Annotated in this window: 19 protein-coding genes and 3 tRNA genes; 5 read left to right on the top strand and 17 right to left on the bottom strand. The window is 54.3% G+C overall.

Annotation, left to right across the window (positions count from 1 at the left end; all coding sequences use genetic code 11):
* Positions 1-63: 63 nt before the first annotated feature.
* Positions 64-135, bottom strand: a tRNA-Met gene (locus SE15_RS03595).
* An 84-nt stretch (positions 136-219) separates the two neighbouring features.
* Here SE15_RS03595 and SE15_RS03590 point away from each other — a divergent pair.
* Positions 220-951: an alanyl-tRNA editing protein gene (locus SE15_RS03590; protein ID WP_054520724.1), complete on the top strand. Its 732-nt coding sequence runs from the start codon at positions 220-222 to the stop codon at positions 949-951.
* A 24-nt stretch (positions 952-975) separates the two neighbouring features.
* On the opposite strand, the gene radC is transcribed toward SE15_RS03590, so the two are convergent.
* The 8 genes from radC to SE15_RS03550 all read right to left on the bottom strand — a co-directional run bounded on the left by radC (position 976) and on the right by SE15_RS03550 (position 10,408).
* Positions 976-1,677, bottom strand: coding sequence for a RadC family protein (gene radC / locus SE15_RS03585; RefSeq protein WP_152965521.1), 702 nt, complete (start codon positions 1,675-1,677; stop codon positions 976-978).
* A 4-nt stretch (positions 1,678-1,681) separates the two neighbouring features.
* Complete coding sequence (holA, locus tag SE15_RS03580) at positions 1,682-2,737, bottom strand: DNA polymerase III subunit delta (protein WP_054520723.1); 1,056 nt, start codon at positions 2,735-2,737, stop codon at positions 1,682-1,684.
* Positions 2,738-2,766: 29 nt separating this feature from the next.
* Positions 2,767-3,285 carry a DUF6391 domain-containing protein gene (locus SE15_RS03575; protein ID WP_054520722.1) on the bottom strand — a complete coding sequence of 173 codons (519 nt, stop codon included), beginning with the start codon at positions 3,283-3,285 and terminating at the stop codon, positions 2,767-2,769.
* A gap of 17 nt (positions 3,286-3,302) precedes the next feature.
* The gene (locus SE15_RS03570; RefSeq protein WP_054520721.1) at positions 3,303-4,619 is read right to left on the bottom strand and encodes a BCD family MFS transporter; all 1,317 of its coding nucleotides are present in this window, start codon (positions 4,617-4,619) and stop codon (positions 3,303-3,305) included.
* Between the two features lie 9 nt (positions 4,620-4,628).
* Positions 4,629-6,095: a DNA repair protein RadA gene (gene radA / locus SE15_RS03565; RefSeq protein ID WP_054520720.1), complete on the bottom strand. Its 1,467-nt coding sequence runs from the start codon at positions 6,093-6,095 to the stop codon at positions 4,629-4,631.
* A gap of 94 nt (positions 6,096-6,189) precedes the next feature.
* Complete coding sequence (locus SE15_RS03560) at positions 6,190-8,682, bottom strand: ATP-dependent Clp protease ATP-binding subunit (RefSeq protein WP_054520719.1); 2,493 nt, start codon at positions 8,680-8,682, stop codon at positions 6,190-6,192.
* Between the two features lie 230 nt (positions 8,683-8,912).
* Positions 8,913-9,965, bottom strand: coding sequence for a M42 family metallopeptidase (locus SE15_RS03555; protein ID WP_054520718.1), 1,053 nt, complete (start codon positions 9,963-9,965; stop codon positions 8,913-8,915).
* A gap of 5 nt (positions 9,966-9,970) precedes the next feature.
* Complete coding sequence (locus SE15_RS03550) at positions 9,971-10,408, bottom strand: acyl-CoA thioesterase (protein WP_054520717.1); 438 nt, start codon at positions 10,406-10,408, stop codon at positions 9,971-9,973.
* Between the two features lie 146 nt (positions 10,409-10,554).
* Between SE15_RS03550 and SE15_RS03545 the strand changes: the two genes are divergently transcribed.
* Entirely contained in the window at positions 10,555-10,968 is a 414-nt protein-coding gene (locus SE15_RS03545; protein ID WP_054520716.1) for an RrF2 family transcriptional regulator, read from the top strand.
* Between the two features lie 10 nt (positions 10,969-10,978).
* On the opposite strand, the gene surE is transcribed toward SE15_RS03545, so the two are convergent.
* Together surE and SE15_RS03535 are read right to left on the bottom strand one after the other, a co-directional pair.
* Positions 10,979-11,785, bottom strand: a complete 807-nt coding sequence (gene surE / locus SE15_RS03540; protein WP_160316655.1) for a 5'/3'-nucleotidase SurE — start codon at positions 11,783-11,785, stop codon at positions 10,979-10,981.
* 65 nt (positions 11,786-11,850) lie between these two features.
* Positions 11,851-11,924: transfer RNA gene (locus SE15_RS03535), tRNA-Arg, on the bottom strand.
* A 444-nt stretch (positions 11,925-12,368) separates the two neighbouring features.
* Between SE15_RS03535 and SE15_RS03530 the strand changes: the two genes are divergently transcribed.
* Positions 12,369-13,781 (top strand): S1C family serine protease, encoded by a 1,413-nt coding sequence (locus SE15_RS03530; protein ID WP_236689973.1) that lies wholly within the window; start codon positions 12,369-12,371, stop codon positions 13,779-13,781.
* Positions 13,782-13,929: 148 nt separating this feature from the next.
* Here the strand turns inward: SE15_RS03530 and SE15_RS03525 are convergent, their stop codons facing one another.
* The 5 genes from SE15_RS03525 to SE15_RS03510 all read right to left on the bottom strand — a co-directional run bounded on the left by SE15_RS03525 (position 13,930) and on the right by SE15_RS03510 (position 19,499).
* Complete coding sequence (locus tag SE15_RS03525; RefSeq protein ID WP_054520713.1) at positions 13,930-15,078, bottom strand: HD-GYP domain-containing protein; 1,149 nt, start codon at positions 15,076-15,078, stop codon at positions 13,930-13,932.
* 63 nt (positions 15,079-15,141) lie between these two features.
* The gene (locus SE15_RS03520; RefSeq protein WP_054520712.1) at positions 15,142-15,444 is read right to left on the bottom strand and encodes a hypothetical protein; all 303 of its coding nucleotides are present in this window, start codon (positions 15,442-15,444) and stop codon (positions 15,142-15,144) included.
* 227 nt (positions 15,445-15,671) lie between these two features.
* Positions 15,672-15,842, bottom strand: a complete 171-nt coding sequence (locus SE15_RS14455) for a hypothetical protein (protein WP_160316654.1) — start codon at positions 15,840-15,842, stop codon at positions 15,672-15,674.
* Positions 15,843-16,047: 205 nt separating this feature from the next.
* Complete coding sequence (locus tag SE15_RS03515; RefSeq protein WP_054520711.1) at positions 16,048-19,287, bottom strand: tetratricopeptide repeat protein; 3,240 nt, start codon at positions 19,285-19,287, stop codon at positions 16,048-16,050.
* 137 nt (positions 19,288-19,424) lie between these two features.
* A tRNA-Val gene (locus SE15_RS03510) sits at positions 19,425-19,499 on the bottom strand.
* A gap of 144 nt (positions 19,500-19,643) precedes the next feature.
* Here SE15_RS03510 and SE15_RS03505 point away from each other — a divergent pair.
* Both SE15_RS03505 and SE15_RS03500 read left to right on the top strand, forming a co-directional pair.
* Positions 19,644-20,075 carry a hypothetical protein gene (locus tag SE15_RS03505; protein ID WP_054520710.1) on the top strand — a complete coding sequence of 144 codons (432 nt, stop codon included), beginning with the start codon at positions 19,644-19,646 and terminating at the stop codon, positions 20,073-20,075.
* Between the two features lie 39 nt (positions 20,076-20,114).
* Positions 20,115-20,477 (top strand): YtxH domain-containing protein, encoded by a 363-nt coding sequence (locus SE15_RS03500; protein ID WP_054520709.1) that lies wholly within the window; start codon positions 20,115-20,117, stop codon positions 20,475-20,477.
* Between the two features lie 26 nt (positions 20,478-20,503).
* Here the strand turns inward: SE15_RS03500 and SE15_RS03495 are convergent, their stop codons facing one another.
* Complete coding sequence (locus SE15_RS03495) at positions 20,504-22,126, bottom strand: bifunctional ADP-dependent NAD(P)H-hydrate dehydratase/NAD(P)H-hydrate epimerase (RefSeq protein WP_054520708.1); 1,623 nt, start codon at positions 22,124-22,126, stop codon at positions 20,504-20,506.
* Between the last annotated feature and the right edge of the window lie 31 nt (positions 22,127-22,157).

Raw genomic sequence — 22,157 nt, 5'->3', positions numbered from 1 at the left:
AAGATCTTATACACTAAGATGCGCATATCTCTTATTAGTCAACATCCCCCATTAAACACTCAGTGGCGAGGGTGGGATTCGAACCCACAACCAACGGCTTATGAGTCCGCTGCTCTTCCGTTGAGCTACCTCGCCAGTGCGCCCCAAATAATACTATGAGCACGGCATTTTGTCAACCAGACTTGCGACCCTCAATCCATCCGCTTTAGGAGGTGTTCCATGACCACCGAGCTGCTTTATCTCGAGGATGCATACCTGCGCGAATTCGAAACCACGGTACAAACGGTTGACCCTGAAACCCATACCCTGTTGCTGGACCGTAGCGCTTTCTATCCCGGTGGAGGCGGACAGCCCGCCGATACCGGCTGGCTCTCTTTCAATTCCGGCCGTTACCCCGTTCTTCGCGTGCACAAAACCCCGGAAGGGCTTTGGCATCACTTGCCAACCGAGATACCTCTCCCCGCTCCCGGCACACTCGTACGTGGAGAAATTGATTGGGAGCGCCGCTACGCCCTCATGCGCACTCACACTGCTCTTCATATTCTATGCGGTGTGGTCTTCCGCGACTACGGCGCTCTGGTTACCGGGGGTGACATGGAACCCCTCCAGGGTCGCATGGATTTCGAATTCGAGTCCCTCACCAAAGATCTTGTAGCCGTCATCGAGGAAAGCATCAACCGTGAGGTTCAAGCAGCCCGCCCCGTCCGCACGGCCATCCTGCCACGCGAAGAAGCCCTTCAGATTCCGGACCTAATCCGCACCAAGATCAACCTGTTGCCCCCAGAAATTACCCACATCCGTACCGTTGAGATTGTCGGGCTCGACCTGCAAGCCGATGGAGGCACCCATGTGCGCAATACTGCCGAGGTCGGGAGGATTCGGGTAACAGACTACAAGAGTAAGGGAAAGATTAATAAGCGCCTTTATATCGCATTGGAGCCCTTCCCATGATCCAGCCAAACCCGAGGGTGAGGATCAGGAAAAGGCTAATCCCCGCTCCTTAAGCGAAACGAAGCGCCCCTGGCCGATGACCAGATGATCAAGCACCTCAATATCTAAAAGGCGGCCTGCCTGGATCAAGGCTCGCGTCAGCGTAATATCTTCCGGGCTGGGAGTCGGATCGCCGCTGGGATGGTTGTGGACCACCAGAATCGCCGCCGCATTACGCTGGATGGCAGCGCGGAAAACTTCACCCACCCGCACCGTGGAGGCATTTAACGAGCCTCGGTACATCTTCTCGATGTGCATAACACGGTTGCGTGTATCTGTCAGGATGACCCACAAATGTTCCTGAGAAAGCGCTGACATCTCATAAAGCACCAGCGCTGCGGCATCTGCCGGGCTGTGAATGGCTGGACGTTCCTCAGGAGATGCCGCCACCATCCGCCGACCGAGTTCAATCGCCGCCTTGATTTGAGCGGCTTTCGCCACTCCCACCCCCCGTTGTGCCTGCAACTCATGAAAGGAAGCGCGATGCAAACCGCTCAACCCCCCAAAGGTTTTCAAGAGACGCGTCCCCAACTGGACCGCATTCTCACCAGGTATGCCCACCCTCAGTAAAATGGCCAGAAGTTCCGCGGTACTTAGCGCTTCAGCCCCCAGATGAGCCAGGCGTTCACGTGGGCGGTCCCCGCTTTCCAGATCGCGAATTCGATAAACGGGCTGTTGAGATTCCACTTCGTCATCCTCTCATAGGTTGGGGCCCCGCCTTCCGTAACCCCACCAGGTTTACAACCAGTTGCTCCAGGGCCAGCCGAGGTTCCAGCAAGCCACTTTTAATAGCCAGGTCGGTTTCAAATAATTGCTGATAGGTTGCCTCCAACTGAGGCAGAGGATAATGACGTGCCGTGTCCACCAGCCGCCGCGCCACGAAGTCCTGTACTTTCAAATGTTCGCCAATCGCCTGGACCTCGCTCTCTCCCGCCTCAAGCAATTCGCGTGCCAGGAGGAGCAAGCGAAACTCTCGCACGATCAAGGCCAGTAAATTGACGGGATCCTGCTCCTCCAACAAGACCTCCAAATGGCGCAGCGCTCGCTTTGCATCCCCCTGTACTACCGCTCCGGTCATATCAAAGACATTAGCATGCCCTACCGGGGCTGTTAGCAACAGCACATCATCTCCTGAAACCGGTCGGCGATAATCCACATATGTGAGCAGTTTTAGGATTTCCTGATGGGCCTGATAGGTATCATTTCCAACCAGAGAAGCCAGGGTGTTGGCAGCCTCAGGCGTGAATGTGCCTCCTAACGCACGTGCTTGCTGCAGAATCCATCCGGGCATCTGGTTTAAAGGCGGGAATGGGAACGCCTTTTCCACCCCTCGATGCCCTGCCCGGGTCACCCAATCGAATAACCACTTACCCGTGCCTCGCATGAGCGCCCAGCCCTTATCGCGACCGGTAGGGATCCAATGGTCTTCAACCCAAAGCACCAAACAAGTCGTCACTGGCAGACCTTCCAGCAATTGGATGAAACGCTTTTGAGCCTGAGTCGAACGCAGACGCACCAGTGGATTGGCATAAACAACCAGGCGCCGCTCTCCCCAAAAAGGCAGAGTCATGCATTCAGCGTATAGGCGCTCCTCGTCCTCTTTCTGGGCATCCAACCTGACAAAATTAAAGTCCTTGGCCCCCTGTTCTCCCAGCAGCCGATGAGCCAGCGCATCCAGGAAGGACTGCATTCCTGGCACGTCCTCACCATAAAGGAGATAAACCAAAGGCTCAGCGGCTTCCGACATCTGGAAAACCTTCCCGGGTCAAAGTTTATCTAGCGAGTCCTCACATGATAAACCATAAAACCATTTCGCTCAAAGCAATCCACTTGCTCGATTTGCAGGTCACCTATGTTGGCGTCCGTAGTGAGATTGCGTTGTAGCCAAGGCCCCAGAGGAGCCGCCAGGATCAATACGAGCGTTACCAGAAAGGTGACCAACGGCAAACGTTCCAGGCGCTGACGCCAGTTTCCTCGGGTGCCCAGCATGGCGATCCAGGCTGCCAGGCCCGCCAACAATCCCATTGAAGCGTAATTGGTCCCACAATTGGGATGAATGGCCAGGTCATGTTCTCCTGCTCGCAGGCGCTGCAAAGCCTCCGAGAGCCCTGCCTGGAATGTTTCAATATCAACATTTCCAATGATCCAAAACCCGCGTGCGTTGGAATTGCCCGCCATTCGCAACTCAGGGTGACGCTCAGAAAGCACCTGAATAGTGGCATGTTCAAGCGCATGATTGCGCCGGGTACGCAACCACCCTTGTGGCCCGATTATTTCAGCAATTGAGTTTTGCATAAGAATTCCTCTCCATATTATCCAGCATCAACATCTTGAAGGATGGCCGCCCGGGCATCCAGAGAAAGGCGCTGGGAGGTCTCCCGGAAAGTCTGCACGTCAATGCGCCTCAGGAGTATGAGCGAGACCCCCAAAAGCGCCGTTTGGAGGCCAAACACTACTCCATAGCCCAGCAAAGCGTTCTGACTCACCACCGTAATCACATCCCGCACCGCTCCTCCCAGCACCGAACCCAGGATGCGGGCAAGCGCGCTGGCCATGCCCCAGGCCCCCATATAGAGCCCAACTTGCTGCGTGGTCATATCTAGCATCAAAGAGAGGTTTGAAACTGTAGCCAAACCGCTCCCCAATCCCAGTAAAATGACACCGACGTAGAAAACGTTGACCGCCGAGATCATGCCAGCTCCAAGGATCAAGCCAAACCCCAAGAGTGCGATTACAGCACCTGCCCAAGCAACCCGCCTTTTCCCCAGACGGGGCTCCAATACCGCCGCAGCCACGAGGGCTAACAGAAAGCATGCCCCCCAAATAGATGTAATGCGAGTAGTCGCCGCCACTGATAGCATAAACGCCTCGGCCGCATAAGGCTCCAGCAAAATATCTTGCCCCAAAATGGCAATCAAAAGCGCGCTGAGATAGACAAAGAAAAGACGTGCTTGCGGATTACGCCAGATCAAACGTAACTGATCGCCCCATGAAACGTGTGCCCCCTCTCCCATTTTGGCCGGGGAGGTACTCAGGCGTGGTTCCAGACCCACCATGCCCAAAAGGCCTAAGCCCAAAGCCACCGCGGCTACCAGGTTAAAAGCGCGCTGCAATGCTTCAGGGGAGTAGAATTCCAATAAACGGCTCAACCCCGCTGCTGTCAATATGATTCCGATAATCATCACGAACCACATCACAGCAACGGTTCGGGTGCGACCCTTTTCCCCCGAAAGTTCCGTTGCCAGCGAAAGATAAGACACCGCCGCGAGATTGTAGCCCATCCCCCAAGCCCCAAAAGTAAGCATGGTCAATAAAAGTCCCAGAAGGAGATTTTCAGGCAGAATAAAAACCACCATTGGCGCAATGGCCAATCCACTCACACACAGGAGCAACCCCGCCAGGATGTAGGGAGTGCGCCGTAATCCCCCTATGGGATGACGATCACTATAGGCTCCAATTGCTACCTGCACTGGAGAAAACAAGTAGGGAAGCGATGCCATGATCGCTACCAGAGTGGCGGAGATTCCCAGTTCTTTAATCATGACCCGGTTCAGAGTACTGTTGATCGGTACCAGGGTAATTGCCACAGCAGCGTGGATTAAAGCCAGTTGCCAGCGTTTCAAACCCATAAATTCACCTCACTCATGACCGGAAGATTTGGATGTCGATTCCAGGAGCGCCAAACGTAATGCCTCACGAACCGAACGCGCCTCGAGCACCTCAATGCCCTCAGGCCAGGCTTCAAAACGGCGCAATCGTCGGGGCACGATCGCCGTCTTAAAACCCAACTTGGCTGCCTCGCGAAGGCGGGCATTCATCTGGGCTACCCACCGCAATTCGCCAGAAAGCCCAATTTCGCCAATCAGCACAGTATCTGCTCGAATGGGCACATCGCGATAAGAAGAAGCAATGGCTGTGGCAATTGCCAGATCAGCAGCCGGCTCCGCAATTCGCAAGCCCCCTACAACATTGACAAACACATCCTGGTCGCTCAAACGCAACCCGAGTCGGCGGGTAAGCACTGCAACGATCAGCAACAACCGATTTACATCCAGGCCATTGGGTGTACGCCGTGGATTACCCAGATTCGAGGGGCTGGTCAATCCCTGAATCTCCACCAATAAAGGACGCGTGCCTTCCATGGTAACGGCAATCGCCGAACCGGGTGCGTTGACCATCCGCTCAGCCAGGAAAACTTCTGAAGGGTTGGGGACCTCGATCATGCCGGTTTCGCGCATCTCAAACACGCCGACTTCCGAAGTGGCCCCAAAGCGATTTTTAACCGAGCGCAGCAACCGTACAGCCTGGAAACGATCTCCCTCCAGATACAGGACCGTATCCACAATGTGCTCCAAGACCCTTGGTCCGGCGATCATGCCTTCCTTCGTCACGTGGCCGATCATAAAAATGGTCATTCCCGAGGCCTTAGCCAGTTCACGCAAACGTGAGGCACATTCGCGCACCTGGGTCACCGAACCGGCGCTGGATTGTAGAGAGGGCAAATACATGGTTTGAATCGAGTCAACAATTACCAGGCCCGGTTTAATCTCTGCGATGTGATCAAGCACTACCTCCAGATTAGTTTCGGTGACCAGGAAGAGATGCTCTGGGAAATGTTCCCCTTCATCCCTTTGGTGCCCTTTTCGATCCATCTGACGCAGCAAGCGTTGAGCACGCATCTTAATCTGACGCTCAGACTCCTCGCCTGAGACATAAAGCGCCGGACCAGTAGTGGCATTAAGATAGCCCCGCTGGACCATTTCCAGCACCATTTGCAGCAGCAGCGTAGATTTTCCAATTCCCGGGTCACCCCCCAGGAGAACAACCGACCCGCGCACAATTCCACCACCCAAAACTCGCGCAAATTCGGGCATGGGAAGTACCAAGCGATCCTCCACCTCCCCCGAGATCTCCTCCAGGCGCACCGGACGTGAGCGACCCGTTAACCCGCGCAAAGAGGTGGAAGGAGACATTGCCACACTCGGTGCTGCTACTACTTCCTCCACCATGCTATCCCACGCGCCACATTGAGGGCAACGCCCCAGTGGGCGTGGGGAGGTGCGGCCACATTGCTGACACACGTAACGGGTTTGCGATTTTGCCATAGTCCCAAAGAAAAGGGGCCGGCGGCTTAGCTCCCGCCAACCCCACCCTTTCCTAGAAAAGTATGCGTGCCATCACACGGCTACCCCGTATGTCCTATAGGCTCATTTCAGCCGTCTTTTGGGCTTCGTCGGCAGGTGAGCCCTCCTCCTTGCGCAGCACAATCTCACCTTCCACCGCATCTACCACAATAACATCACCCTCACTAAACTCACCCGCCAGGAGAGCATCCGAGAGTCGGTCCTCGATTCGACTCTGTAAAACTCGCCGCAGGGGACGAGCCCCCATCTCCGGATCATAGCCCTCATCAGCCAGCAAGCGGATGGCTGCCTCGGTGGCTTTGAGGGTAATGTTATTCTCCCGCAAGCGCTCAGAGACCTTTTGAATCTCCAGGCCAACAATCTTGAGCAAGTCCTCACGATTGAGCGCACGGAAGACTACCACACCATCCAATCGGTTGATAAACTCCGGTCGGAAGACCCGGCGTAGCGACTCAAGCAATTTCTTCCGCATCTCCTCGTAAGCGAGTTGCTCTTCGAGCGTCTCATCGCGCTTAATCTGGAAGCCCATGACATTTTGGCGCTTAATCATATCGGCCCCAATGTTTGAGGTCATGATAATGATGGTGTTGCGGAAATCCACTCGATGACCTCGCGCATCGGTCAGGTGGCCCTCTTCCATGATCTGCAAGAGCATGTTGTGGGCTTCCGGATGCGCCTTTTCGATCTCATCGAAAACCACGATGGAGTATGGACGGCGACGGATGGCTTCGGTCAACTGCCCCGCTTCCTCGTAGCCAACATAACCAGGGGGCGCCCCTACCAAACGGCTGACCGTGTGCCGTTCCATAAACTCCGACATGTCCAATTGTAGCAGGGCATCTTCACTCCCGAAGAGGAAGCGCGCCAATGCCTTGGTCAACTCCGTCTTGCCCACGCCAGTGGGCCCCAGGAACATGAAAGACCCAATTGGGCGGCGTGGATCTTTCAACCCCGAGCGAGCCCGGCGAATGGCCTTAGCAATGGTCTCAATGGCCTCATCCTGGCCAATGATGTGCTTGCGCAATTCTTCTTCCATGTGGAGCAGGCGCTCCGACTCCGTTTGCGCCATCTGCTTGACCGGGATGCCGGTCCACATCGAGACCACCTCGGCAATATCCTCTGCTGTAACCACGGGGCTGTTTTCCCGATCCCAGCCACTGCGCAGGCGCTCAATTTCGTTCTCCAACTGCGCCGCTTTTTCCAAAAGTTCCTGAGCCTCTTCGTAACGCCCATCTTCCAACGCCAGATAGTGATTCTGGCGAATTTCGCGCAGTCGGGTCATCAGTTCTTTCACCGTCTTTGCCGACTGGCTCTTGTACATGCGCACCCGTGAGGCCGCTTCGTCAATCAGGTCTATGGCCTTATCGGGCAGATAGCGTTCGGTCACATAACGCGCCGAGAGTCGGGCCGCAGCCTCAAGTGCCTCATCCGAAATGGTAAGGCGATGGTGCTCCTCGTACGCCCCGCGAATGCCACGCAGAATCTCGATGGTTTCCTCAACCGTGGGCTCATTCACCATGATCGGCTGGAAGCGCCGTTCCAGTGCTGCATCGCTTTCAATGTATTTGCGGTATTCATCGAGTGTAGTGGCACCGATGACCTGCAATTCTCCACGCGAGAGCGCCGGCTTGAGGATATTCGCTGCATCTACCGACGAACCCGCCGAACCCGCTCCCACCAGCATATGCACTTCGTCAATGAAGAGAATGGCACCCGAGGCCTTCAATTCTTCAATGACTCGTTTCAAACGCTCCTCGAATTGCCCACGGTACATCGTGCCGGCCACCAGTGAGCCAACGTCCAGTTGCAAGACCCGCTTGCCCAATAGTGGCGCCGGTACGTCTCCCTCAACTATCCGCTGTGCCAGTCCCTCAACAATGGCAGTCTTCCCCACACCCGGTTCACCGATCAGAGCGGGGTTATTCTTTGTGCGCCGGGCTAGAATCTGGATGACGCGCTCAATTTCCATTTGGCGCCCGATTACCGGGTCAAGTTTGTTTTCCTCGGCCAATGCAGTCAGGTCGGTCGCCAGTTGATCAATGAGCGTGGTTTTCTGCTGCCCCTTTTGCTCCTGGCGCTGTGAGGGGGTGCGTCCGGTTGCACCCTGCAACGCACTGCTGCTCTCTTGCAGCACGCGCCGGGTCTGACGCCGGATCTGCTCAGGGGTGACTCCTAATTTGCGCAGCACATCCAGGGCTTTACCCTCAGTTGAGCGAATAAGCCCCAGCAACAGATGTTCGGTGCCGATATAGTGGTGGCCCATATTGCGGGCTTCCTCAAAGGCGAACTCAAGCACCTGCTGCACCCCCGGCGAGAGATCAATGCGTCCTCCCCGGTATGATCCGTACCCACTGATACGATCCACAATTTCCTGGACGCGGTCCGGTTCTAAGCCCAGATCGCGCAGTACTCGACTGGCAATACCACCTTCTTCCCGTATCAATCCCAACAGCAGGTGTTCAGTGTTGATAGTATTCTGACGCATCCGCTCGGCTTCCTGATGCGCCAGGCTCAACACTCTGCGTGCCCGCTGTGTAAAACGTTCCATCCCAGACAAGGTAATCCTCCTTCAACGTAAAAACCAACTTTCCAATAAACTCGATTCACGTCCGATCACGGTAGCGCAAAACAGCGCGACCCGAAACAACATCCTTCAATTTGTCGAGGGGATCTACCATATCCCCATTTTATGTGTAATTCTACCAGAGTTTAAAGGCTTGTCGAGAGCCTCCTCAAAACCGTAAAAGGTTGCCCTAACTCAGGCTCTGCAGACCCTGCTCACGCGTTCAGCGCGTAAGCCAGTAACCAACGGGTGGTTGCTAAAAGGGCTTCTACATGGGTACGCTCGTAATTGTGAGAGGCATCTACCCCTGGACCAATCAAAGCCACTGGTGCGTTTCCACCTGCCCGCCAGAAAGCACCCCCATCTGACCCGTAATTCGGGTAAATATCCACTTTGTACGGGATCTGATACTGCTCAGCCAGATTGCGTAACCGCAGGCTCAGCCCCCGATCATAAGGCCCATGCGAGTCCTTCACACACAGCGTGGCATGGAACTCGTCTGAAGTCTGCCCCTCGCCAATCGCCGCCATGTCCACTACAATCAACTCCCTCAAATCTGCTGGCAGCCCAGCAGAGGCACCGTGCCCGACTTCCTCGTAATTGCTAAAAAGGGCATAAAGCGAACGTCGGGGCTTGAGGTGGGCCCGAACCAGTGCCTGCATGGCTGCTACAACACACGTTACCCCTGCTTTATCATCCAGGTGTCGGGAGCGCACAAACCCTTCATTAACCTCAACTCGCGGATCAAAAGCAATGAAATCGCCCACCTCGATGCCCAGAGCGCGTGTTTCCTCCGCGTTTCTAGTGCGTGCATCCAGGCGAACTTCCATATTCTCCGCATCTCGCGGCGTCTCAGCGGTACGCTTACCGTGCACATGGGAAGAAGCCGTTGCAATCAGAATACTTCCGCGATAACGCCGACCCTCATGGGTAAAAATCGTACATCCTTCGGTTTCTACCGTGTTCCAAGCAAAACCACCGATAGGTGTCATTCTCAAACGCCCATTGGGTTTTATCTCTTTGACCATCGCACCCAGTGTATCCACATGGGTGGCCACACCCCAGGGAGCCACCTCGGTTTCGCCCTCCATACAAGCCAAGAGAGCCCCCTTGGGAGTACGTTCCATACTTACACCTCCCAACTGGCGCAGAGCGTGCTCCACATAATCCATGGCCAGATCCGTAAAGCCGGTCGGGCTCGGTGTATTAAGCAAACCGGTCAGGAAATCCAGTAGGTCCTCCGTATGGATATCAGGCAAATTCACCATGTTTCTCATCCTTCAGCGTATTCTGGAATGCCTTCAAACGCAGCGATAACCTCACGCCAATGCGGACTTAAAGGAACGCTGACTTGACGATGATAATCGTATGCCACCATGACAACCTCTGCCTGGGCTTTCACCTGCCCACTGGAAGGATTCTCAATCACATAGGCCATTTTCAGGCTCTTCTGGCCCAAACGTACGGTCTTCACCCCAACGCGCAACTCCTCCATCAAGGCGATCGGCGCGCGGTAAGCGATGTGGATGTCCGCCACAATCAGCCCCAGATCGAGGAAGGAATGACCGTCAAACAGACCCAGATGGATCAAATACGCCAGGCGCGCTTGCTCCAAATACGTGAGAAAACGCGCGTTATTCACATGCCACTGGGGATCCAGGTCCCCATAGCGAACTTGGATTGGATAGTAAAAACGGAACGTCTCACTCATGCCAAGGATTATACCGGATGGACTGGAACTACGTCAAAGGTCATCCTGCAGCAATGATCTTAGTCACTTGTTACAGATTTAACAAACGCATAAACTAAATAAACAGATAATTTCTACCTATATTTCTGAAAAGAGGGATAGGGACAATGCAAATCACTCGTCAAGCCGATTACGCCTTGCGTGCCATCTACTACCTGGCACAATTGGGGCCCAACCAGCGCGCAGCAACCAGCGAGATTGCCGAACAACAACACATTCCACCTTCTTTTCTGGCCAAAATCATCTCGCAACTTTCCATCGCCGGGTTAATCCACACCTCCCGCGGCGCACGCGGAGGGGTTTCTCTGGCCAAGCCGCCCCAGGAAATTACGGTTCTCGAGGTAGTTGAAGCCATTGACGGCCCAATTATGCTGAATGAATGCACCCAATCGCCTGATGCCTGCCCCTTCGGAGAAAGCTGCGCGCTACGCCCTATCTGGTGCGAAGCCAAAGAAGAACTGGTTGAACGCCTCCGTCGGGCCACTTTTGCCAATGTGGCAACTGCCTCCATCGCTAGATAGGGGGGCTCATCTACCCCTGGCGAAGATGCGCTTCCAGGGCTTGGAGAGGATAGCGCGCTGTCATGTCTAGGGTCAGCGGGGTCACCGAGACCACGCGATCATAAAGCAGGGCGTAGATATCCGAATCCGCAGATACCTCCTCTGGGGAAACCTCCACACGGTAGCCCAGAGGGGCTTCTTCGCCCAACCCGCCCTTGCGGGTAGAGTAAGGAACGTAATAGCGGTGCATGGCCAATCGGGTGACCCGCCATGGCGTCTCAGGGGTAGCCAGTGCTGGCACCTCAACTTTAAGAATCTGCACATCACCGGGCAAACCGTGCTCCAAAATGCGCTGGGCAAAGTAGCCCGTAAAATAAGCAGCAGTTGAAAAATCAACCTCTTCCGAGTGGGTCAGGTGGTTTTGAATGCCCGTCTGAAGTGAGACCGCCAGTGCGGGAATGCCGAACGAAGCGGCTTCCATAGCCGCGCCGATAGTTCCCGAAATGGTGATGCCAGTGCCCACATTTTCACCGTAGTTGATTCCTGAGATCACCAAATCGGGATAACGGGGCAACAATTCCAAGAGGGCATGATCCACAGCCTGAGCCGGGGTACCATGCACACCAAAAGCCACCCAGGTACGGTCACCCTCTTGCCGTTCTCGCCGTTCGATCCGCCCATTGGATAAGTGGGGCATGCTTCGCCCCGCCCCTGTAGATTGCTCGCGAGGAGCTACCACTACAACCTCCCCCAACCTGGTCAGGATACGAGCAGCTGCCCAAAGGCCGGGTGAATCTACGCCGTCATCATTGGTGAGCAGTATCAAAGGTTTTTGCATAGTGATCCCCATCATTGAACTTATGGAATGAAAAAGAGCGGCTTTCCCAACCGCTCTGCCATCTGTGCCCTCGGCGTGACTCGAACACGCAGCCTTTTGCTCCGCAAGCAAACGCTCTATCCATTTGAGCTACGAGGGCGTTGTGCGTCCATAATATACCGCGAGGCTCTCAAATCGTCAAGTGCCTCCCTTTTCTTTTTCGCCCCTTTTGGGGTCTTAGACCAATGATAGGTCAATCCTTCTTGAAACGCTTGATCTTTTTTCTGATATATTCTGTTGGGAATACGGAATATAGTAAAATAAAGTGAAACTCAATAAGCATGTCTATGGGGCTGGTCAGGGGGAAGAGAAGATTGTTTCCAGGGCAGGCTCACAACTTCTCCAATTACAGAAAGGAACCTATCTAATGTCCTTCAAGAACGTCTCTTTGTTTCTTATCGTGACTTTAATCCTCGTTGCCTGCTCGGGAACAGGCCCCGCCACCTCCATCCCCGAGCCCACACAACCTCCTGCCATTGTTAACACCCCCACTCCTCAAGGGCCCCAGCCTATCACCAGTATAGAGGATCTCAAAAGGGCCACAGTGCAGATTGAAGCACAGGGCACCTTTATAGACCCCGAGGTTGGATTGATGTTGAATGTGGCCGGGAGGGGTTCGGGCTTCATCATTGATCCTTCGGGGATTGCCGTTACCAACAACCACGTGGTTACCGGCGCTGCCCTGATCAAAGTATGGGTTGGGGGCGAAAGCCAGCCTCGCAACGCGCGCATCTTGGGGGTATCGGAATGTTGGGACTTGGCGGTAATTGATATTGAGGGCGATGGCTTTCCTTACCTTGACTTGCATCAGGGAGAGATCAACCCCGGCCTGGAAGTATATGCCGCAGGTTTCCCATTGGGCGATCCAGAATACACCCTGACCAAGGGGATTGTCTCCAAAGCCAAGGCTGATGGAAAAACCAGTTGGGCTTCCATCCCTGCCGTCATTGAGCACGATGCACGTATCCGGGGAGGGAATTCGGGTGGCCCGCTGGTGGATAGTCAGGCACGCGTGGTGGGAATCAATTACGCTGGAAACAATGTGTACGACATGAACTTCGCCATCCGTGCCCAGGATGCCATGAAAGTCATAGAGGTGCTACGAAGTGGTAAAGACTTCGAGTCCATCGGTGTAAACGGCCAGGCAGTCATGTCGGAAGACGGTAGTCTGAGCGGGATCTGGGTAGCCTCTGTTCAGTCAGGTTCTCCTGCGGGCAAGGCGGGCATTCAGGGAGGGGATATCATCACCCGCATGGAAGGGCTGGTTCTGGCTACAGACGGTACCATGGGGGACTACTGCGACATCCTGCGCACCCGCGGTTCCGACAGCACAATCGCCATCGAAGTCCTGCGTTTCGATACCCAGGAATACCTTTCTGGTGAATTAAATGGTCAACCCCTCACCACGAAGTTCTCCTTTGCGGAAGAATTGGCAAGTGAGGTTTCAGGCTCAGGTACGGCAGCCCCCACAGACTATGTACTAGTTCAAGATAACTTTGGGGCCATCCAGGTCGCCATTCCTTCCTCGTGGACCGAAGTAGATGGTTCACCCTGGGTACTTGATAACACCGTCATTGGTGCCAGTATTACCGCGGCTGCCAGTCTGAATAATTTCGCCAACTATTGGGATGAACCGGGAATCTTTTTCGCAGTTTCAGATCAAGTGGCCCAATTGGCTGGTTACATCCAATTGCTAGATGCCTACCGAGACTCTTATCAGGTTTCCTGCAAACTACAAGGGCGCTATAAATACGAGGACAGTGCTTATGAAGGTGCTTATGACTTGTACATCAACTGTGGAGGTGCCGGTAACGCCCTGGTTGTACTAACCGCCCGCCCTAAACAGAACAAAACCGCCTACCTTGTAACCATTTTATTCAACGCTATGAGCGATAGCGACCTGGATGCTCTGGATCAGGCGCTAGATACGTTTGATGTAGTGGGGGCTCTGCCCTAATACCTGGAAACTCTGTGATGGACCCGGTAACAGGAAAGTGCTTTACCGGGTCCACTGATGAAAGAACCAACCCGGTACAAGGTGATTAAACCCGTCGGGCGCAGGAGAAATCCTGCGCCCGACAGTACCCCGGTTCTGGTGCAACGCTTTACTCCCCCTGATTAGCGTTAAACCCTTCTTCATGGATCAGCGCTACGAACGCCTCAACAATCTGTGGATCGAATTGAGTACCTGCACAGCGCTGAATTTCCTGTAGAGCCGCTTCCGGCGAGCGAGGCGGTCGGTACACCCGCCCGCTGGTAATGGCTTCAAATGCATCCACAACTGCCAAAATGCGGGCCCCCAACGGGATCTGACAGCCCCTTAAACCGTGAGGATAGCCACTCCCATCAAAGTTTTCGTGGTGACACTGGATGATAGTTGCCACACCGCTTAAACCGGTAACCGTTTGGACAATCTGAGCCCCAATCTCGGGGTGACGACGCATCAACACCCATTCTTCCGGAGAAAGAGAACCTGGTTTTTGCAAAATGACCGTCGGGACACCCACCTTTCCCAAATCGTGGAGCAGAGCCGCCAGACCTATCGTTTTTATCTCGGTCGGCAGGCACCCCAGGCGCTCGGCCAGCCGCTCGGCCATCTGAACCATGGTCATACTATGCTGGGTGATGGATAAATCATACGCCTCGATGCTTTTCGAGAGCATGACCACATCGTTATATAGCGGTGGACGTGCCTCCGGCCGGGTCACATAATCTATCAGCGAAGGGGCATATCGCGCCAATAGCCCGGCTAACCTCAGTTGCCCATCGTGAAAATGTGCCGACTGCTTGACACCTATGATCAGAACGCCTCTTACCTGCGAAGAGTCCTCTCCAATTGACGCAAGGAATAATGCTCTAGCATCATGGTAGCGAAGGGTACGCCCCTCATCCAGGCTTAAGGAATCCTGCCCGCGCGAGATGAGCAAAGGAGAACCCGAAGTAACAACCTGATGGTATAAGCGCTGAGCGTAGAAGGGCTCTGCAGTCCGTCGGATGTGTCCACCCCCATCCGCAAACGCCACTGCACGACTTTCGAACCCCCACTCCTCTCCAAGAATCACAACCTTGCAAAAAGCCGCCCGGGTTACGTTCACCCCACATGTCGCCAATCCGCTCAATGCCGCACTGAGAGGGTCCTCATAAGTGGGCATTGAAGGGGCAAATGAGGACGTAGTCGGCTCAAAGCCGGTTTTAGTCACCGACTCGGCCACCAAGCGCCGCAATTCACCCGTATCCGGAAGGCGAGCATCCATGGGGAAGAACCTCAACTCAGGGTTATCATCGTCTCGCAACCGCCGTCACCTCATTGTCCCGGATCAGTGCACACTCGCAGATACCGGGAACTCAACCCGCACAGGTGTCTCGCAAGCAATGAATTGGGCCGCAAAATCACTGAGTGAGTCTGCCCGGATGTGGCTCAAGCGTTCCAAGGCCTCTTGTGGCAGGTTGAAGGATTCGCCGTTATACCCCTGGGCAACGGCTAGAATCGGGTCAGCCAGCAATTGCTCACGGAAGCGTTTGCTGACCACTGCCGCACAAAAGAGCCGGCTCACCTCAGTTTCAGTTGCCGTCCTATTGTAAGTTACAGTTCGACCTTCTAAATCCATTGCGTAGCGCATCTTTACCTCCGTTTGGCTTACTCGATTTCTCACCTCTGTTGGTTTAGTGAACTCACGTTAGTATTTGTTCACAACAAATTGCAAAACAACCTTTCAAGCCAAAACAAAAACTGCGGGTTTGGTCCTTTTAGACCAATTCTCGACCCCGCAGTTATTCTCGCCCTGTTGAGGCGCTGTGTAGCAAAACCGCTTACGTTACTTCGCCACGAACTCAATAGTAAGATAGACTATCGGCTGATATCGCCACTGGCTTGAGGAGAGCGGCGGCTGATATCACCACTTGCCTGCGGAGAACGACGGCTAATATCACCACTGGCCTGGGGGGCTCGCCGACTAATATCACCACTCGCCTGAGGCATTTCCATTGCTACGCGCACCGAGAACAGGGACGTTTTCATGCTCCAATCTCCTTTCACTTAGGCCATCTCCAAAATCTAGGACAAGTATGCCACCCCCCAGGCTGCAAACCAGGCTACAAAAGAGGCTCAAAATCCAGCGAATTTGTTAACGCTGGGTAAAGAAACCAACCCAATACAAATACCCCGGTAAAACACCGGGAATTACCACCTCCCTATCATGCAACCCGCTCACCCAAGTGGGTCATTAACGGGTCAGCGCTTCAAACAACGACTGGGTCTGGAGTGAGGGCGCTGTATTTAATTCTTCCGATAATACCCGACGACAATAATCGTATTGGCGCACCACCGCCGCGCGATTGCCCATGGCAGCATACGCCTGCATAGCCAGACGATGGGCTTCTTCAAAGCAGGGATCTTCTTGTAAAAGTTGCTGGGCACAGCTCAGCGCCCCCTGGGTATCCCCCTGTTCGAGGTAGAGGCTGCCAAGTTTGAGCAAAACTCCCGCATAAGCATTGAAGAGACGCTGGCGTTCGATCAGCACCCAGGTCTCGTTCAGATCGGGAAGATAGGGTCCCTGGTAGTACCGCAAGGCGTTCTGATAGTGGAGAATTCTCTGCCGAGCATCTTCACTGCGTTCAGCATGATAAATTTCGCGGAAAAACTGCTCTACATCGTACTCATAATCCAGTTCAGTATTGAACTGATAAATACCATCGCGGAAAAGCACCACCTCCCTGCCTACTGCCCGACGCAGGCGGTACAGGGTGTTCTTGAAACGCAGGTGTAGCTCATGGGGGGAACAATCCTGCCAGAATACCGCTCCGACCGACTCTCGGGTAACCCCCTCCGGTCGTGTCAACAGATAAAGGAATAAATCGCGTGCACTCTGAGTTTGCCAATCCCCGATGGTAAGAAGGCGATCATTGAGCTTAATCTGAATTTTGCCCAGCGTTTGAATGACCAACTGAGGACCTGCAAAAGGCACTGCTGTGGCCTGTCGCCGTAATCGTCGGCGCAGAGTATTCAACTGGAGATCAAACCGCTCCAAGCGCAAGATCAACTCATTGATTGAAGTAGCCAGCCTTTCGTCTTCTGCCAGAAGTTCCAGGAGAGGACGTGTTTCTCGAATCAAGCTCAGTACCACCGGAGGGGCATCCTGCCCCATCAAACGCGAGAGCAGGTTGAGAATTTCCGAATGAAGGGTAGGGTCATCGGGTAAGAGGCGCCAACGAGCCAATAATTGATAATAGCGAGCCCGCATGGCTTCCAGGACATGCCCTTCGGCCTCAAAGAAATCCAGCGCCTGTTGAAGCAATTGAACCGCCTCAGCAGACCTTCCATTGAACAACTCAAAGCGCCCCTGCTCCAGACGGCACAGGTTTTGTTCATAAGCAGAACCGCTCTCTCGTGCCATCTTCCAGGCCTGCTCCAGCAATGGACGGGCCTGCGTGGTCATGCCCTGTAAATCAAAAACCGTGGCCAGATTTAATTGCAAGTAAGTGCTTAAAAAGCGATCTCCCAAGCGTCCGACCAGGGTGTTCGAGCGCTGATAGGCCTCCTGAGCGGAGCGCCAAACCCCCAGATCCCGATATAGATCCCCAATGGAAGCCAACGCATAGGCTTCCATGCGCAGGTAACCGCTCTGACGTGCGTACTCGACCGCTTTTTCAAGCGCGTTTAGCGCGCCCTCAAAATCCCCAACCTGACGCTTTAGGTCTCCTAAGTTATTCAGAACATTGGCAAGACGAGTTGTATCCCCTACCGAAAGCCAGTAATTGACCGCACGAGTAAAGGACTGTTCTGCTTCCACATAGTCCCCAAGCGCTACACTTATGGTGCCCAACTGCATCGAAGCGAACGCGATGTAACTTGCATCAGCGATCGGATCAAAGGAACTTAGAGATTGGATAACTAGAAGGCGCGCATCTTTTATCAAACCCTGATGGTAGAAGATCATCCCTTTGTTATATAAGGCAACCCCCATCAACTTTCGTAGACCCGGCTCCCCCTCTGTAAGCGTCAGAGCCTCATCAATATCTTTCAAAGCACCGCTGTAATCGCCTATAGCACGACGGGCTGTTGAACATCGGATCAAAGCATCAATTCGCTTGGTGCGCGCATGCTCAGGATGCAATGCGCACAAGGCTCTTTCAAGCCAGGTCAAGCCCTCTTGAATATCTCCCCTCATTACTAACACACTACCTTTCAGCGATAAAAGAGAGGGGCTTTCATGAAGAGATGTTTCGGGGAGTGCTTCCAACCATTCTTTAAGAATAACAACCTTTCCATCAACCAACAACTCGGTCCCAATCTCTTCAAGCAAGGACCTGGTATCAACCACCCGACCCAAACGACGGTACAGCAGGTAAATGCGTTCCCAAGCACGTTGCTGACGATAGCGCTCGTTCAGCCGAGCAATTAGTTTCTCTGCTTCTTCCGGACGCTCAGCCAGGAGCCGCTGGCGCAGGAAATCTGCAAAAAGGTGGTGGTAGCGATACCATACTCGCCCCTCTCCCACAGGGGTCAAGAAAAGGTTCGCCCGTAAAACCGTTCCGACCAGAGCATTCCAATCTGCCTGAACTCCCAGAGCCTCCCCGATCACCTCCCTGCATTCCACTGCATCAAATTCTTCTAACAGGGAAGAGCGGAGCAGAAAATCGCGCAGTTCCGCCGGTTGACGCTCCAGCACCTGGGTTGCCAGGAAATCATACAGCCCCACCGAGGCAATCCGTCCTCGGCGCAGACGATCCAAAATTCCGACATCTGCAATTTGAGAGGAGAGAAGGAGCCCGGTAATCCAGCCCTCCGAAAGACGAGTCAGTTCGTAAGCCAGACTTTCTGGGATGGGCTGGTGCAGGGTTTGCTGGAAAAGGGCTTGCACCTCTTGCGGGGTGAAAGCCAGGTCCTCAGCACCCAGCCCTCCAACTTGAGAACGTGCCACCATCAGGGGTAAATCTGGCAGCGCAATTAGGGTACGTGAGGTGAGAATTACATGGCAGTTTTCATCACTATCTTGAACCAGACGGTTGATAAAATAAGCGATAGGTTCACTTTCTTCAACCAGATGGTAATCATCCAAAACAATGACAAAATGTTCATTGATCGTTTCAAACATATCCTGGATAACTGCGCTCACCATTGTATCCAGGCTCAACTCCCCCTGGGCCATGTTCTGCAAGACGGCCCGCGAGCGCTTCCCAAACAAGGGGAACTGCATGGTTATCGAGGCAATTAGATGGCTGAGAAAGCGAACCGGTTCACGATCTAGCGTATCCAGTGCATACCAGCAAAACGGCCACTCCGTATGGTGAGCAAAATCTACTACCAGTGAGGTCTTGCCATACCCTGCGGGTGCAGCAATAATGATTAACTTGTAATCCAGCAGTTCGTGAAGGGCGTCAATCAGGCGGGGCCGGGTCAGCAGATCATTACGGCGGCGCGGGACAAAAATTTTGGTTGGCAGGATGGGAACCGGAGCATCCATAGCGAGCCTTAATGAAAATTCAGCGTACAATCTGCCCGCACAGCATTACACAATAAAGGCGGATAATAACACTTGCATAAATAATAACACAAAACCTCATGGCTGCTTCATCATGCGTTCGGCCATGAGGTCTGCAGTGGGCGCGGAGGGTCTCGAACCCCCGAACCTCACGGATGTGAACCGTGCGCTCTAACCAACTGAGCTACGCGCCCTTCTGAGCGTGATTATAGCAAAACCTCCCAAGTTTGACAAGCGTTTTGCGCACCGATAAATCAGCACGCAACTCACCGTGTATAGACCTAATTTGAAAGGTATCCGATTCCGAAATGAGCAGTAGGATATGCTATAATAAATTTATGACCCAGCAGATACCTCTCCCCCCCTCCTCCGAAACGCCGGGATCTTCAGCAGGCGACCGTAAACGCCTGACGGGGCTGGTCGTCGGGATTATCGTCTTACTTCTCCTTATCATCGGCGGGATTATCCTCCTGGCAGTCGCCCCCGCCGAGACAACAGCGCGCGTACGTGATATCTTCATTATCGTATTAGCACTCGAGTCATTACTCCTGGGGGTTGCGCTTATCATCTTGATCGTCCAGCTGGCTGTGTTGATTAATCTGATTCAAAATGAAGTCAAACCCATCCTGGAGGCTACCCAGGAGACCATCAACAATCTGCGCGGAACCACGGTGTTCCTTTCGAACAACCTGGTAGAGCCGGTTATTAAACTCAACGAGTACCTTGCGGGCTTAAAGAAAATTCTTGACCTTTTACGGCTCGGGCGCTAAGATTAACATTCAGTTCTTTTACCAAAGAAGGAGGTAACGATGTCTGAACGAAGTGAATTTGGGGCTTTCCTGATCGGTTTTGTCATTGGTGGATTGAGCGGTGCCATTGCAGCGTTGCTTCTGGCGCCTCAATCCGGTGAAGAAACCCGCACCCAGATCAAAGAGAAAGCCATTGAACTGCGTGATAAGACCGCCGAATCAATGGGCGAGGCCTACAGCCAGGCTGAAGCCGCTGCTCAGGAAGCCATCCGCCGGGCAGAAGCCCTATTAGCCAAGGCGAAGGAAACCGCTCAGGAACTCCAGCAACGTGGTCAAAAGGTGCTGGAGGAGCAAAAAGCCCACCTGGCCGGGGCTTCAACCGGAAAAGAAACAACCCCCGGCCCGGAGGCTGAAAGCGCCTAGTTTTGATACTTTCAGAGGTGCTCAGGTCACTTCAGGTGAATTCTGAGCACCTCTGACACTTGTTCCAGGATATCCCCCGCCAGGACGCTGGCCTCATGCCCTAGTTGCTGGGCTGCTCGCAAACCGGCTTGCCCATGAATCCAGGCCCCCAGCACAGCCGCATCCAGGGGTGAAACTCGCTGGGCCAGCAGGCCCACAATTAATCCCGCCAGAACATCTCCGCTACCAGCGCGTGCCAGCGCTGCGCTGGCTACCGGAATGATAAAAGCCTGCCCCTCGGGCGAGGCAACCACGGTAAGTGCGCCTTTCAGCACCACCACATGCCCCCATTGGGCTGCAAAGCGTCGGGCAACCCCCAGCCGATCGGCCTGAATATCTGCCACTGGCAAACCGGTGAGCACGCTCATCTCACCCGGATGAGGGGTCAGAATGCTCAATGGCGGTAGGGCTGACCACCATTCGGGAAGTCGGGCCAGCAGTCGCAAGCCATCGGCATCCACCACACAAGGGGGCAAGGACCGCTTTTCGGTGCTTTTTTCCTTTTCCGCTCCCACAAACCCTAGTGGATGACGTTTGAGATGTTCCTCACTCCGCCCCAGCACTCGGGCTACAAATTCTGCGGTTGTGGCCTCTGTTCCCAGCCCGGGGCCGAGCAGCAACGCTGTGACGCGCTCCAAAGACTCCAGTACCACCTCAGCAGCATCGCGGTCAATAACCCCCAATTCGCTGGGCAAGAGCACCCAGGTGGCCTCAGGCAGGTGCCCGGCAAGAGCTGGATGCAGGCTACCCGGGAGCGCCACCCGCACCAGCCCTGCCCCAATGCGGTAAGCGGCCTTTGCGGATAACCACACTGCGCCAGTGTAGTTCACCGACCCAGCAATGACCATTGCCGTGCCAAAAGTGCCCTTGTGCGCTTGGCGCGGCCGCGTCGGAAGACGTGAGCGGCAGTAATTTGCCTCGGCCATGAAGAGGTTCAAACCTTGCAAAGCCTGAAGGTCCTGCGGCAAGCCCAGGGGAACAATTTCCAATTCTCCTACATATTCAAAAGCCGGAAAACGCAACAAGCCCGTCTTGACGGCTTCCATGCAAATGGTAACCTCGGCCGGAAGGGTAACCTCATCAACCTCGCCGGTATCACAATCAACCCCAGAAGGACAATCTACGGCCACCACAGCCGGTAACGGATGACACCCCCTCAACTCACCTAGCAATTCGGCCACCTCGCCACGGAGCGGCAGTTTGACCCCCGTGCCAAAGATCCCATCAAGCAAAACATGGGCTTGGTTGACCCAGTGATGCAAATGCTCCCGATGGGGATCCTCGGCTAATCTCAAGATAACGCCCCCTGCTGATTCCAATTCGCTCACCAGGGGATCGTTAACGGCTCGTGGACGAACCAGGTAGGCCCCCGCGCGCCACCCCCATCGAGCCAGATGGGTCAGGGCAACCAGGGTATCCCCACCGTTGTTCCCCGAGCCCACCAGCCCCAAGGCCACCCTCTGCCCCTCGCCTTGGTAACGGCGCTGTACCACCCTGGCCACCCCCTCGCCCGCACGCTGCATCATCAGCGCATAGGTTACTCCTCGTGCATCGGCTTCTTGCTCAATAGCCCGCATTTCACTCACACTGACCACACGTATTGCTTCCATGCCCACCTCGTCAGTTAACCCTTGTGCTTAA

Source organism: Thermanaerothrix daxensis (assembly GCF_001306145.1).
In the GTDB taxonomy this organism is placed as follows: Bacteria; Chloroflexota; Anaerolineae; order Anaerolineales; family Anaerolineaceae; genus Thermanaerothrix; species Thermanaerothrix daxensis.
Note: the sequence above shows the minus strand (reverse complement) of the source record. Positions and strands in the feature narration are given on the sequence as shown.

Coding starts and splice junctions, on each gene's coding strand:
- SE15_RS03500 (WP_054520709.1), top strand. CDS start 20,115: ATGTCTGAACGAAGTGAATTTGGGGCTTTCCTGATCGGTTTTGTCATT.
- holA (WP_054520723.1), bottom strand. CDS start 2,737: ATGTCGGAAGCCGCTGAGCCTTTGGTTTATCTCCTTTATGGTGAGGAC.
- SE15_RS03570 (WP_054520721.1), bottom strand. CDS start 4,619: ATGGGTTTGAAACGCTGGCAACTGGCTTTAATCCACGCTGCTGTGGCA.
- SE15_RS03515 (WP_054520711.1), bottom strand. CDS start 19,287: ATGGATGCTCCGGTTCCCATCCTGCCAACCAAAATTTTTGTCCCGCGC.
- SE15_RS03545 (WP_054520716.1), top strand. CDS start 10,555: ATGCAAATCACTCGTCAAGCCGATTACGCCTTGCGTGCCATCTACTAC.
- SE15_RS03575 (WP_054520722.1), bottom strand. CDS start 3,285: ATGCAAAACTCAATTGCTGAAATAATCGGGCCACAAGGGTGGTTGCGT.
- SE15_RS03555 (WP_054520718.1), bottom strand. CDS start 9,965: ATGGTGAATTTGCCTGATATCCATACGGAGGACCTACTGGATTTCCTG.
- SE15_RS03560 (WP_054520719.1), bottom strand. CDS start 8,682: ATGGAACGTTTTACACAGCGGGCACGCAGAGTGTTGAGCCTGGCGCAT.
- surE (WP_160316655.1), bottom strand. CDS start 11,785: ATGCAAAAACCTTTGATACTGCTCACCAATGATGACGGCGTAGATTCA.
- SE15_RS03505 (WP_054520710.1), top strand. CDS start 19,644: ATGACCCAGCAGATACCTCTCCCCCCCTCCTCCGAAACGCCGGGATCT.
- SE15_RS03525 (WP_054520713.1), bottom strand. CDS start 15,078: ATGGATGCTCGCCTTCCGGATACGGGTGAATTGCGGCGCTTGGTGGCC.
- SE15_RS14455 (WP_160316654.1), bottom strand. CDS start 15,842: ATGAAAACGTCCCTGTTCTCGGTGCGCGTAGCAATGGAAATGCCTCAG.
- SE15_RS03495 (WP_054520708.1), bottom strand. CDS start 22,126: ATGGAAGCAATACGTGTGGTCAGTGTGAGTGAAATGCGGGCTATTGAG.
- SE15_RS03590 (WP_054520724.1), top strand. CDS start 220: ATGACCACCGAGCTGCTTTATCTCGAGGATGCATACCTGCGCGAATTC.
- SE15_RS03550 (WP_054520717.1), bottom strand. CDS start 10,408: ATGAGTGAGACGTTCCGTTTTTACTATCCAATCCAAGTTCGCTATGGG.
- radA (WP_054520720.1), bottom strand. CDS start 6,095: ATGGCAAAATCGCAAACCCGTTACGTGTGTCAGCAATGTGGCCGCACC.
- SE15_RS03520 (WP_054520712.1), bottom strand. CDS start 15,444: ATGCGCTACGCAATGGATTTAGAAGGTCGAACTGTAACTTACAATAGG.